Annotated in this window: 11 protein-coding genes; 3 read left to right on the top strand and 8 right to left on the bottom strand. The window is 72.3% G+C overall.

What is annotated here, in order from left to right; genetic code table 11:
* Positions 1–42: 42 nt before the first annotated feature.
* From rhaS to AC1DZC_RS06705, 4 genes are all read right to left on the bottom strand, one after another.
* Complete coding sequence (gene rhaS, locus AC1DZC_RS06720) at positions 43–1,119, bottom strand: rhamnose ABC transporter substrate-binding protein (protein ID WP_477042839.1); 1,077 nt, start codon at positions 1,117–1,119, stop codon at positions 43–45.
* 61 nt (positions 1,120–1,180) lie between these two features.
* Complete coding sequence (locus AC1DZC_RS06715) at positions 1,181–2,197, bottom strand: ABC transporter permease (protein WP_477042681.1); 1,017 nt, start codon at positions 2,195–2,197, stop codon at positions 1,181–1,183.
* Positions 2,194–3,222: an ABC transporter permease gene (locus AC1DZC_RS06710; protein WP_477037889.1), complete on the bottom strand. Its 1,029-nt coding sequence runs from the start codon at positions 3,220–3,222 to the stop codon at positions 2,194–2,196. Before AC1DZC_RS06710 ends, AC1DZC_RS06715 begins: the two co-directional genes overlap by 4 nt.
* Positions 3,219–4,697 carry a sugar ABC transporter ATP-binding protein gene (locus AC1DZC_RS06705; protein ID WP_477042838.1) on the bottom strand — a complete coding sequence of 493 codons (1,479 nt, stop codon included), beginning with the start codon at positions 4,695–4,697 and terminating at the stop codon, positions 3,219–3,221. Before AC1DZC_RS06705 ends, AC1DZC_RS06710 begins: the two co-directional genes overlap by 4 nt.
* A 220-nt stretch (positions 4,698–4,917) precedes the next feature.
* On the opposite strand from AC1DZC_RS06705, the gene AC1DZC_RS06700 reads away from it, so the two are divergent.
* From AC1DZC_RS06700 to AC1DZC_RS06690, 3 genes are all read left to right on the top strand, one after another.
* Positions 4,918–5,982, top strand: coding sequence for a LacI family DNA-binding transcriptional regulator (locus AC1DZC_RS06700; RefSeq protein WP_477042680.1), 1,065 nt, complete (start codon positions 4,918–4,920; stop codon positions 5,980–5,982).
* 88 nt (positions 5,983–6,070) lie between these two features.
* Entirely contained in the window at positions 6,071–7,282 is a 1,212-nt protein-coding gene (locus tag AC1DZC_RS06695; RefSeq protein WP_477042679.1) for an alpha-hydroxy acid oxidase, read from the top strand.
* Between the two features lie 226 nt (positions 7,283–7,508).
* Complete coding sequence (locus AC1DZC_RS06690) at positions 7,509–8,030, top strand: AMIN-like domain-containing (lipo)protein (RefSeq protein WP_477042678.1); 522 nt, start codon at positions 7,509–7,511, stop codon at positions 8,028–8,030.
* 3 nt (positions 8,031–8,033) lie between these two features.
* Here AC1DZC_RS06690 and AC1DZC_RS06685 read toward each other — a convergent pair whose 3' ends face one another.
* From AC1DZC_RS06685 to AC1DZC_RS06670, 4 genes are all read right to left on the bottom strand, one after another.
* Positions 8,034–8,660, bottom strand: a complete 627-nt coding sequence (locus AC1DZC_RS06685) for a 4'-phosphopantetheinyl transferase family protein (RefSeq protein ID WP_477038092.1) — start codon at positions 8,658–8,660, stop codon at positions 8,034–8,036.
* Between the two features lie 63 nt (positions 8,661–8,723).
* Entirely contained in the window at positions 8,724–9,641 is a 918-nt protein-coding gene (locus tag AC1DZC_RS06680) for a ribokinase (protein ID WP_477042677.1), read from the bottom strand.
* Between the two features lie 7 nt (positions 9,642–9,648).
* A complete protein-coding gene (eda, locus tag AC1DZC_RS06675; RefSeq protein WP_477037884.1) occupies positions 9,649–10,287 on the bottom strand; it encodes a bifunctional 4-hydroxy-2-oxoglutarate aldolase/2-dehydro-3-deoxy-phosphogluconate aldolase in 639 nt (212 codons plus the stop codon).
* 223 nt (positions 10,288–10,510) lie between these two features.
* Complete coding sequence (locus tag AC1DZC_RS06670) at positions 10,511–11,173, bottom strand: hypothetical protein (protein WP_477037883.1); 663 nt, start codon at positions 11,171–11,173, stop codon at positions 10,511–10,513.
* Between the last annotated feature and the right edge of the window lie 119 nt (positions 11,174–11,292).

The following is an 11,292-nucleotide window of genomic DNA, read 5'->3' as shown; positions in this document are numbered from 1 at the left end:
CGGTGCCGGCCGTCGTGCCGGCCGGCACCGGGGGTGGCGACGTCAGAAGTCGAAGTCGTCGATGTTGTCGGCGTTGAACACGTACGGCTCGCCCAGCAGGACGGTCGCGTCTGCGCCGACCTTGAACTCGCCGAGGTCGCCCGCCGTGAAGGTGTCACCCTCCTTGCCGGTGATCGTCCCGTCCACCAGCGCTCCGGCGGCGTATGCGGCGAGGGCGCCGAGGTCCTCCGGGTTCCACAGGGCGAAGGCGTCGACGGTCCCGTCCTTGACGTAGTCGCGCATGGAGTTCGGCGTGCCGAGCCCGGTCAGCTTGACCTTGCCCTTGGCGTCGGACGTCTGCAGGTACCGGGCAGCGGCCGCGATGCCGACCGTGGTGGGCGAGACGATGCCCTTGAGGTTGGGGTGCGACTGCAGCAGTGCGGCGGTCTTGTCGAACGACGTCTGGTCGTCGTCGTCGCCGTAGACCACGTCGACGAGCTGGATGTTCGGGTGGTTGTCCGCGAGGTCCGTCTTCATCATGTCGATCCACGCGTTCTGGTTGGTCGCGTTGGCCGTGGCCGACAGGATCGCGATCTCGCCCGCGTCGCCGATCTGCTCGGCGATAAGGTCGACCTGCGCCTTGGCGATGCCCTCGGCGGTGGCCTGGTTGATGAACAGGTCGCGGCACTCGGCGTCGACGTCGGAGTCGAACGTCACGATCTTGATGCCCGCCGCCTTCGCCTCGTCCAGCGAGCTGCACAGCGCCGACTTGTCGTTCGCGGACAGGACGATCGCGCTGACCTTCTGCTGGGTGAGCGTGTTGATGAAGCTCACCTGCGCGTCGGGCGTCCCCTCGGTCGGGCCGACCTCCTTGAAGGTCCCGCCCATGGCCTCGACGGCCGCCTTGCCACCCTTGCTCGAGGTGTCGAAGTACGGGTTGCCGAGGTTCTTCGGCAGGAACGTGATCGAGAGGTCACCCCCGCCACCCTCGGCCGACGCCGACGAGTCGCCCCCGGCCGTGTCGTCCGAGCCCGGTGCGCCGGAGCTGCAGGCTGCGGCGAGGAGGGCGACGGCAGCGGCGGCGACGGCGACGCGTGCTGCGGTGAGTCCTCGGCCGTCCTTCCGACGCGAGATCCACATCATCATGGGACTTCCCTTCTGGTGCTGTGCGGATGGGAACAACGACGTGCGTGTGCTGGTCTCAGGTGCTGCTGCGCCGGAAGCGGTCGCCGAACCGTGCCCAGAGGCCGGGGGCGATCACGGTGGCGATGAGCAGGAATCCGGTGATGACGTTGATGACGTCGGAGGACACGTCGGCCAGGCGCAGGGCGCTGCGCAGCGCCCCGATCACCAGGACGCCGGCGATGACGCCGACGATGCCTCCGCGGCCGCCGAAGATGGACACCCCGCCGACGAGAACGGCGGCGATGACGGCCAGCTCGAGGCCGACGGCGTTGTCGCCGCGTGCCGTGCCGTAGCGCAGCGTCCAGTAGATGCCGGCCAGCGCGGACATCACGCCGGTCGCGACGAACATCCCGAGCTTGAGCCGCCCGACGCGCGCGCCGGCGAACTGGGCGGCCTCGGCGTTCAGTCCGGTGGCGTAGGTGACACGGCCGACCGCGGTGGCGTGCAAGGTGATCCAGAACAGGACCGCGAGCACGAGGAACAGGAAGATCACGGACGGGATCGGTCCGACGCGGCTGGTGACGAGCGTCTGGGCCCAGTCCGGGAACCCGGTGACCGCGCGGGTGCCGAGGATTCCGACGGCGATCCCGCGGAAGAGGGCGAGGGTGCCGATCGTGACGGCCAGGGACGGCAGTCCTACCCGCGTGATCAGGAACCCGTTGAACCAGCCGCCCAGCGCACCGACCAGCAGAGCGACCACGGCCGCGGCCGGCACCGGCCAGCCCGCCTCGAAGAGCGAGCCGACGATCACGCTGCTGAGGCCGAGCATCGAGGCGACCGAGAGGTCGATCTCCGCGGAGATGATCACGAGGGTCATCGGCAGGGCGATGAGCAGGATCGGGAAGACGTCGAGCAGGAGGTAGTACCAGGTGGTGGTGCTGGCGAAGCCGGGGACCAGCACGGACGCGGCGAGCACGACGACGACGAGCAGCCCGACGACGGCGGAGTCCCGGCCGAGCAGGGCGCGACGCCACCGGGTGGCCGGCGTCGGGGCGAGCGGGACCGTGCGCGTGGGCGCGAGCGTCTGGCTCATCGGGCACCTCCCACGGTGAGTGCCGGTGGCGGTTGGACGTGATCTCGGACGGCCGTCGAGGTGAGGCGGCGCGCGTTGCGCTGGGCCAGCACGCGGTCCAGCACGATCGCGCCGAGGATGAGCGCGCCGACGACCGCCTGCTGCCAGAAGTCCGGGATGCCGAGGATGGGCAGCGCGCGGTCGATCGTCGCGAGCAGGACCGCGCCGAGCGCGGCACCCGCGACCGTCCCGCTGCCACCGAAGATCGCGACGCCGCCGATGACCGCCGCCGCGACGGCCTGCAGCTCGAGCCCCGTGCCGGCGTTCGAGGCGACCGTGGCGTAGCGGGCGGCGAACAGGACGCCCGCCAGGCCGGCGAGCGTGCCGGACAGGACGAAGGCGAAGAACGTGCGGCGCTTGACCGGGAGTCCGCACAGCCGTGCGGCCTCGGGCTCCGAGCCGATCGCGTACAGCTCCCGCCCGCCGCGGGCGAACCCCATGTACACGGCCGCGACGACGACCACCGCCAGCGCGATGAGCGCCAGCAGGGGGATCGGCCCGACCTTCGCGGTGCCCAGCGCGAGGAACGACTTCGGCATCTCGCTCGCGTTGATGCGCTCGCTGCCGGCCCAGGTCACGGTGATGCCGCGGATGATGTAGAGCGTCCCCAGCGTGATGACCAGCGACGGGACCGAGACGATGGTGACCAGCAGCCCGTTGATGGCGCCGAGCACGGCGCCGAACAGAAGCCCGAGCAGGACGACGACGACGATCGGGATGCCGGGCACGTCGATGAACCACTTGCCGGTGGCGAACGCGACGATGCCGAGCACGCTGCTGACCGACAGGTCGACGTTGCGGGTGATGATGACGATGCTCTGACCGACCGCGAGGAGCACGAGCAGCGCGGGAGCGAGCATCAGGTCGCGGAAGCCGTCGTTGCTGAACGTGAAGCCGTTGTTCTTGGAGGTCGCGACGACGACCAGCAGGACGATCGCGATGAGGATGCTGGTCTCGCGGCGGCGCAGGAGCTGACCGACGTTCATGCGGCCACCCCCGTCGCGGCGGCCATCACGGTCTCGGCGTCGGCGTCGGCCCGGTCGAGCACCGCGGTGACCCGGCCCTCGTGCATGACGAGCACCCGGTCGCTCATGCCGAGCACCTCGGGCAGCTCCGAGGAGATCATGATGATCGCGACGCCCTGCCCGGCCAGCTCGTCGAGGAGCCGGTGCACCTCGGCCTTGGTCCCCACGTCGATGCCCCGGGTGGGCTCGTCGATGATCAGCACGCTCGGCTTGGTCGACAGCCACTTGGCCAGCACGACCTTCTGCTGGTTGCCGCCCGACAGCGTGCCGGCGACGGTGTCGAGGTCGCGGGCCTTGACCTGCAGCGCGGCCGCCCAGGTCTCTGCCTCGCGGTACTCGGCGCCCGAGGAGAGCAGCCCGAGGTGGCTGATCCGCCAGCGCAGCGTGAGGGCGATGTTGCGGGCGACCGAGAGGTCGGTGTGCAGCCCCTGCTTGCGGCGGTCCTCGGGGACGAGGGCCAGCCCGCGGCGCATCGCACCCTCGGGGTCCGCCGGAGGCAGGGGAACGCCGAGCATCGTCACGGTGCCGGCGTCGTAGCGGTCGATGCCGAAGACGGCGCGGACCACCTCGCTGCGGCCCGATCCGACGAGGCCCGCGACGCCGAGGATCTCGCCGGCGCGCACGTCGAGGTCGATGTCCGCGAACACGCCGGCGCGGGACAGTCCCCGCACCGAGAGCACGGTCTCGCCGGGGGTCCGCTCGGTGCGGGGGAAGAGGGTGTCGACCGCGCGCCCGACCATCTGGCGCACGACCTCGGGCGGCGTCGTGTCGGCCACGTTCTCGGTGGCCACGTGCGCGCCGTCCCGCATGACGGTGATGCGGTCGCACAGGGAGAAGATCTCGTCGAACCGGTGCGAGATGAACACGACGGCCGCGCCCCGGTCGCGCAGCTGACGCGCGACCGCGAACAGCCGGTCGACCTCGACCCCGCTGAGCGCCGCCGTCGGCTCGTCCATCACCAGCACCCGCGCGTCGAGCGAGACGGCCTTGGCGATCTCGACGAGCTGCTGGTCGGCGATCGACATGCCGAGGGCCGGACGGTCGGGGTCGATCTCGACGCCGAGCAGCGCCAGCAGCTCGCCCGTGCGCCGCCGCATCTCCCGCCGGGAGACGAACGCGCCGACCTTCGGCATGCGGCCCATGAACACGTTCTCCGCGACGGAGAGGTCGGGGAAGAGCGTCGGCTCCTGGTAGATGACCGCGACGCCCGCGTCCCGGGCTTCGGCCGGCGTGCGCGGCACGAACGGCTCACCGCCGAGCGTCAGGGTGCCCGACGTCGGCTGGTAGACGCCCGCGAGGATCTTGACGAGCGTGGACTTGCCCGCGCCGTTCTCGCCGATCAGCGCGTGGATCTCGCCGGCGCGCACCTCGAGCTCGCCACGGCTGAGCGCGACGACAGGCCCGAAGTGCTTGACCAGGTCGTGCACCTCGAGCATGGGTCCGGTGCTGGCGGCCGCGGTCACGCAGCGTCCAGCGACGCGGACGACCGGGGGTTCGTGCGGGACATCGACGATCCTCTTCCTTGAGGCTGAATCGATTCAATGCACGGACCCTAGTCGCGGCCGGACGACGCGTGCAAGAGCGCGGGCGCGAACTGACTGAATCGTTATATTCGAGCCGCTAGCATCGGGGCCGACGAGGGAGAGGGGCCGAGCGATGACGGTGGGCACCAACGGACGGGCGCCGCGACGTGCGTCGGTCGTGGATGTGGCACGGCTCGCGCAGGTCTCCGTCGGCACGGTCTCGAACGTGCTCAACCGGCCCGACCAGGTGGCGAGCGGGACCCGTGACCGGGTGCTCGCGGCGATCGAGGAGCTGCAGTTCGTCCGCAACGCCTCGGCGCGGCAGCTGCGCGCCGGGACCCTGCAGAGCATCGGCGTGGTGCTCCTGGACATCGCCAACCCGTTCTTCACCGCCGTGGCGCGCGGGATCGAGGACCGCCTCGCGCTCGACGAGTACACGCTGATGCTCAGCTCCTCCGACGAGAAGCCGGAGCGCGAGGCGCGCTACCTGCGACTCTTCGAGGAGCACGGCGTGCAGGGCGTCATGGTGACGCCGTCGTCGCCCGGCTCGCTGGAGACGTTGCTCGCGGTGCGTGAGCGGGGCATCGACACGGTGCTCCTCGACGCGACCTCACCGCTCGAGAGCATGTCGTCCGTCGCGGTCGACGACGTCCGTGGCGGCGCGATGGCGGTCGAGCACCTGATCGCGCTGGGCCACACGCGCATCGCCTTCCTCAACGGCCCGCTGGGCATCCGTCAGTGCGCCGACCGGCGCGACGGCGTCGTGGCGGCACTCGTGGCGGCCGGCCTGGACCCGGCCGAGGCGCTGGTCGAGGTGACGATCCCGACGCTGAACGCCGACGGGGGAGTGCTGGGCGCCGAGCAGCTGCTGTCGCGGCCGACCGACGGCGCGCGGATCACCGCGACGTTCTGCGTGAACGACTTCACGGCCCTCGGGGCGCTGCGCGTGCTGCGTCGCGCGGGCGTCTCCATCCCGCACGAGATGGCGGTCGTCGGTTACGACGACGTCGACTTCGCGCCCGCGCTCATGGTGCCCCTGACGTCGGTCCGGCAGCCGACGCACAAGCTGGGGTTCACGGCCGCCGACCTGCTGCTGCGACACCGCACCGAGGGCAGCGCCTACGTCCACGAGCAGATCCAGTTCCAGCCCGAGCTCGTGGTGCGTACGTCGTCGAACCCGGCCGTCGTCGCCGGGTGACTGGGCTTCCCGCGGTGCGAATGAAACGTTACAGTCGGCATTCCGCGGGCGCTGGTGCCCGTGGGGAGCTGCCTGGGGAGGTGTCCCGGTGACCGTTCGTCAGGTGCCGCGGTGGTCGGAGCTTGCGCCGTTGTTGCGGCCCAAGCCGGTGGTCTGGGACGGCACGCAGCGGCGGTTGCGGGACGCGTTGACGATCGGCGACCTGCGCAAGGTGGCGCGGCGGCGCACGCCGCGGTCGGTGTTCGACTACACCGATGGTGCCGCAGAGGCCGAGATCAGCCTGCGCCGGGCCAGGTCGTTGTTCCACCAGCTGGAGCTGCGACCCTCGATCCTGCAGGACGTCTCCCACATCGACACCACGACCTCGATGCTGGGGCGGCCCGCGGCGGTGCCGTTCGCGTTCGCGCCGACGGGGTTCACCCGGTTGATGCACCACGAGGGCGAACGTGCCGTGGTGGCCGTGGCCCAGGACCGGGGGATCCCGTACGCGTTGTCCACGATGGGCACCACCTCGATCGAGGACGTCGCCGCAGCCGGGCCGGACGCCCGCAAGTGGTTCCAGCTGTACGTGTGGCGTGACCGGGGCGCCGGTGAAGAGCTCATGGCCCGCGCGAAGGCCGCGGGGTTCGAGGCGTTGGTCCTGACCGTGGACGTCCCCGTCGCCGGGGCGAGGTTGCGGGACGCCCGCAACGGGTTCTCCATCCCCCCGGCTCTGACCGTCAAGACGGTGCTGGACGCGGCGACCCACCCCGCCTGGTGGATGAACCTGCTGACCACCGAGACCCTGACGTTCGCGTCCCTGACCGAGTGGTCCGGGACCGTCGCGGACCTGCTGGACCGCCTGTTCGACCCGAGCATGACCCTGGCCGACCTGGAATGGATCCGCGCGTCCTGGGACGGGCCGCTGATCATCAAGGGCATCCAGACCCTGGCCGACGCCCACCGGGTCAGCGACGCCGGCGCCGACGCGATCGTGCTGTCCAACCACGGCGGCCGCCAGCTCGACCGCGCCCCCGTCCCGCTGCGCCTGGTCCCCGACGTCAAGCAAGCCCTCGGCGACACGACGGAGGTCTGGGTCGACACCGGCATCATGTCCGGCGCCGACATCGTCGCCGCCCTGGCCCTGGGGGCCGACGCCACCATGATCGGGCGCGCCTACCTCTACGGCCTGATGGCCGGCGGCCAACGCGGCGTCGACCGCGCCGCCGACATCCTCACCCGCGAGATCCGACGCACCATGGCCCTGCTCGGCGTCACCACCACCGATCAGCTCGGACCCCAACACGTACGACTGCCCTGAATCCCACCCCAGGACCGAGGGTCGGGCGGCTCAAGTACCTCGCGGGCATGGAGTCGGCGATGGGCGCCTGGATCAGCGACACGACCCCCGAGCGGGTCGCGCTCCGGCTGCAAGAGATCGCCGCGGGCTGCCCGCGAGCGTATTCACCCGGTATGGGCGGGTTCCGCGGCGCTATCCTGAGGGGTCGGGCATCCGACGCCCGGCAGTACGACGAGGAGGTCGTGCGATGCGCCGAGCGTTCCTGTCGATCGTCCTGCTCCTGGGTGCCCTGCTGATTGCGTCGGCACCGCCCGCGACCGCCGCGCCGTACTGCGGCATCCGGTGGGGCTCGTTGGAGAAGACTGCCCCCGGCCTGTCCCAGGCGCCCGTCACCAACGTCCGCACCGGGCGGCACTCCTGCTACGACCGGCTGGTCATCGACGTGGCCGGTGACGTCGGCGGCTACACCGTGCGCTACGTCCCGCAGGTCACCCGCGACGGGTCGGGCGCGGTCATCCCGACGCGCGGCGGCGCGGCCATCGAGATCACCGTGAACGACGTGGGCGAGACGTACGCACCCGCGAACCCGCTCGAGCTGAGCAACGTGTCCGGGTACCGCACCTTCCGGCAGGTCGTGTTCGCCGGTTCGTTCGAGGGCTACACCAGCGTCGGGCTCGGGGTGCGGGCGCGCCTGCCGTTCCGCGTGTTCGCGCTCGACGGTCCGGGCACCTCGTCGCGACTCGTGGTGGACGTCGCGCACCGCTGGTGAGGCTCAGGCCCGGGCGAGCGCGACCGCGGTGACGACGAGGCCGTCGCCGACGGCCCACCGACCGCGCAGGAGGTCGGTGCCGAGCCCGCGGACGCGCAGGCGTGCGGTGAATGTGCCATGGCCGATCCGGACGTCCACGTGCTCGAACCCGAGCCACGAGTGCATGATCGGCGACCACACCTTGTAGACCGACTCCTTGGCGGAGAACAGGATGCGGTCGGGGCAGATGCCCGGGTCGAGGTCGGCGAGGGCGTCCTGCTCGGCCGAGCTCATCACGAGCGACAGCACCTCGGGGGGCAGGGGCTCGAGCACCTCGGCGTCGATCCCGACGCCCGCCCAGTCCTCGCTGTGCGCCACCGCGGCCGCCCGGTACCCGTCGCAGTGGGTCATGCTGCCGACCACCCCGTCGGGCCAGATCGGGGCGCGGTCGGGCGCGGACGGCACGGCGACCGGACCCGGCCCGAGCTTCGTCAGGGCCGTGCGGGCGCAGGCGCGGACGGCGGCGTACTCGACGCGCCGCGTGGGCACGGCCCGCGCGACGGCTGCCTCCTCCTCGGGGAACAGCTCGGCGGGCACGGGGGCGCCGCGATGCTCGTCGACGACGATGTCGGGGGGCAGCACCTGCTCCATCACGCTCGCCAGTCTGTCAGGCACCGCCGACGGAGCGCTGCGGGAAATCGCGGCGGCCGACTCTCAGGGGAGGGGATCGCCCGCACGGGGGAAGGACGACTGTGCCCCGAGCCGCTGCACGGACCACGCCGCGACCCGCACGCCCGTCGCGGCCGCGTCGCGCAGGGTGTCGCCCTGCGCCAGGCGGGTCGCAAGCGCGCCGACGAACGCGTCGCCGGCACCCGTCGTGTCGCGGACGACGACCTGTCGGGCGGGCAGGGACCACGACCCGTCGGCGTCCGCGCCGACCGCGCCTGAGCCGCCGAGGGTGACGACGACGGACGGCACGCCGAGGGCGCGAAGGTGCACGGCTGCCGCCCGCGCGGTCGCGACGTCCGAGACGGGGGCCGCATGCCCCAGCCAGCCGAGGAGCAGAGTGGCCTCGTGCTCGTTGACCACTAGCGGGTCCGCGAGCACGAGGGTCTCCGGCGGCACCGGGTACGCCGGCGCGAGGTTGAGCACGACGCGGACGCCGCTGTCGGCCGCCACCTTCGCGGCATGCCACGCGGAGGTCAGGGGGATCTCCGCCTGGAGCACGCAGAGGCTCGCCGCGGCGATCAGGTGTGCGGCCGTGGCGACGGCCGCGACGTCCACCAGTGCGTTCGCGCCCGGGACGACGACGATCGAGTTCTCGCCGTCGTCGGCGAGCGTCACCACGGCGAGGCCGGTCGGTCCCGGGACCGTCGACACCGCGCCGAGGTCGACGCCCGCTTCGACCAGTCCGCTCGTCGCGACGCCCGCGTTGGCGTCGCTGCCCACGGCGCCCACCAGGGCGACGCGGGCGCCGAGCCGAGCCGCCGCCACGGCCTGGTTCGCACCCTTGCCGCCCGGGAGCAGCGCACCCGACCTGCCGAGCACGGTCTCGCCCGGCGCCGGGTGGCGGTCGACGGACACGAGCAGGTCGACGTTGACGGAGCCGACGACGACGACGTCCCAGGTCACGCGGTGCTCACGCCCCGCGGACGGACCGGACCAGCTCGACTGCCTCGCGGCACATGTGCTGGATCGTCGTGACGTCGCGGGCCTGGATGAGGGTGCGCGACACCATCCAGGACCCGCCGACGGCGACGACCCCCGGCGTGCGGAGGTAGGCGGCGGCGTTGTCGGGGCCGATGCCGCCGGTCGGGACGAACCGCAGGTCCGCGAACGGGGCGCCGAGGGCCGCGACCGCGGCAGGCCCGCCCGACGTCTGGGCGGGGAAGAACTTGACGCACGAGATGCCCAGGTCGAGCGCCGCCATGACCTCGGTCGGCGTCACGGCCCCCGGCACCACCGGCACGCCGAGCTCGAGGCACCGCTCGACGACGGGTCGCGACAGCCCGGGGGAGACGACGAACGTCGCGCCGGCGTCGACGGCCTGGTCCACCTGCGTCGCGGTCAGCACGGTGCCGGCGCCGACGAGGGTGTCCGCGCGCAGGGCGAGCGTGCGGATCGCGCCGAGCCCGGCCGGCGTCCGCAGCGTCACCTCGGCGACCGGCAGGCCGCCGCCGACCAGCGCCTCCGCGAGGTAGTCGGCGTCGAGGGCGCGGTCCATGACCACGACGGGCACCACCCCGTGGGCCTCGAGGGCGGCCAGGACGTCGGTCATCGTCGGCCCGTCCGGGATGCGGTGCGCTCGTCCACACGCACACCGTACGTGCGGAGCCCGGGCCCACGCGTGCCGACAGCGTCCACGATGCGAGAGTGTCGCCGTTCGGCGCGCGATGTCCGGTCGCGCGCATCGTCGCGAGCCCGACGTCCCGCACAACGAGTCCGTCCGCGGGTTCGTCTTCGACGTCGCGACGGGGCTGCTGCCCGAGGTCTGGCCCGACCTAGTCGATCCAGACCACGATGCCGGTGACGCCGCTCACGACGGCGGCGACGCCGGCCCGGACCGCCGCCGCGCCACGCTCGGGGGTGAACGAGTCGGCGTCGTAGGTCGAGGAGGTGCCCAGGCCCTCGCCGCGGAACGAGGCGCCGGTCCAGTCGACCGCCGTGACGTTGTGCGTCGGCTCGGCCACCTCGGCGCCGATCACGAGGAACTGCTCGTCCAGGTGGTTGGCCGTCACCACGGCGAGCGGGTCGACGAGCCCGTCGCCCACGCTGACGATCAGGTCCGGGTGCATCGACATGGCCGTCGTGATGCCGCCGACGTAGTCGGCGTCGTCGACGGCGACCGTCTTCAGCGCGACGTCCTCGTCGGCGGCCCAGTCCCGCACGGCGCCGACCAGGGTGGCGGTCGGGGCGTCGTCGCCGGCCGACAGCAGGACCACCCGGTAGCCCTTCGCCGGGCGCACGCCGTCCCACGAACCGGGCTCGGGAGCGATCGTGGCCTCCGGGCTGGGGGGCGCGGACGGGTCGACGAACCCCGACCCGAGACTGCCGATGCCCGACGGTGCGACGCGCGGCTCTGTCCAGCCGTCGGCGCCGCTGCAGCCCGCGAGCAGGACCGCTGCCACGGCCAGGGAACCGACCGTGCGAACTCGTGCGTGCAAGCGGGATCGTCCTTTGTGAGCGGAGGTGCGGGTTCCTTCCTACCCCAGGCCACAGGCGTTCTCGGCTCCCGGGAGACGACGTTCCACGGGCGTTCGTCAACGGTCCGTCTCGTGTTCAT

Source organism: Cellulomonas sp. P2_B4, from assembly GCF_056404795.1.
Note: the sequence above shows the minus strand (reverse complement) of the source record. Positions and strands in the feature narration are given on the sequence as shown.

Coding starts and splice junctions, on each gene's coding strand:
- AC1DZC_RS06690 (WP_477042678.1), top strand. CDS start 7,509: ATGCGCCGAGCGTTCCTGTCGATCGTCCTGCTCCTGGGTGCCCTGCTG.
- AC1DZC_RS06715 (WP_477042681.1), bottom strand. CDS start 2,197: ATGAGCCAGACGCTCGCGCCCACGCGCACGGTCCCGCTCGCCCCGACG.
- AC1DZC_RS06700 (WP_477042680.1), top strand. CDS start 4,918: ATGACGGTGGGCACCAACGGACGGGCGCCGCGACGTGCGTCGGTCGTG.
- AC1DZC_RS06685 (WP_477038092.1), bottom strand. CDS start 8,660: ATGGAGCAGGTGCTGCCCCCCGACATCGTCGTCGACGAGCATCGCGGC.
- rhaS (WP_477042839.1), bottom strand. CDS start 1,119: ATGTGGATCTCGCGTCGGAAGGACGGCCGAGGACTCACCGCAGCACGC.
- AC1DZC_RS06710 (WP_477037889.1), bottom strand. CDS start 3,222: ATGAACGTCGGTCAGCTCCTGCGCCGCCGCGAGACCAGCATCCTCATC.
- eda (WP_477037884.1), bottom strand. CDS start 10,287: ATGACCGACGTCCTGGCCGCCCTCGAGGCCCACGGGGTGGTGCCCGTC.
- AC1DZC_RS06705 (WP_477042838.1), bottom strand. CDS start 4,697: ATGCTCGAGGTGCACGACCTGGTCAAGCACTTCGGGCCTGTCGTCGCG.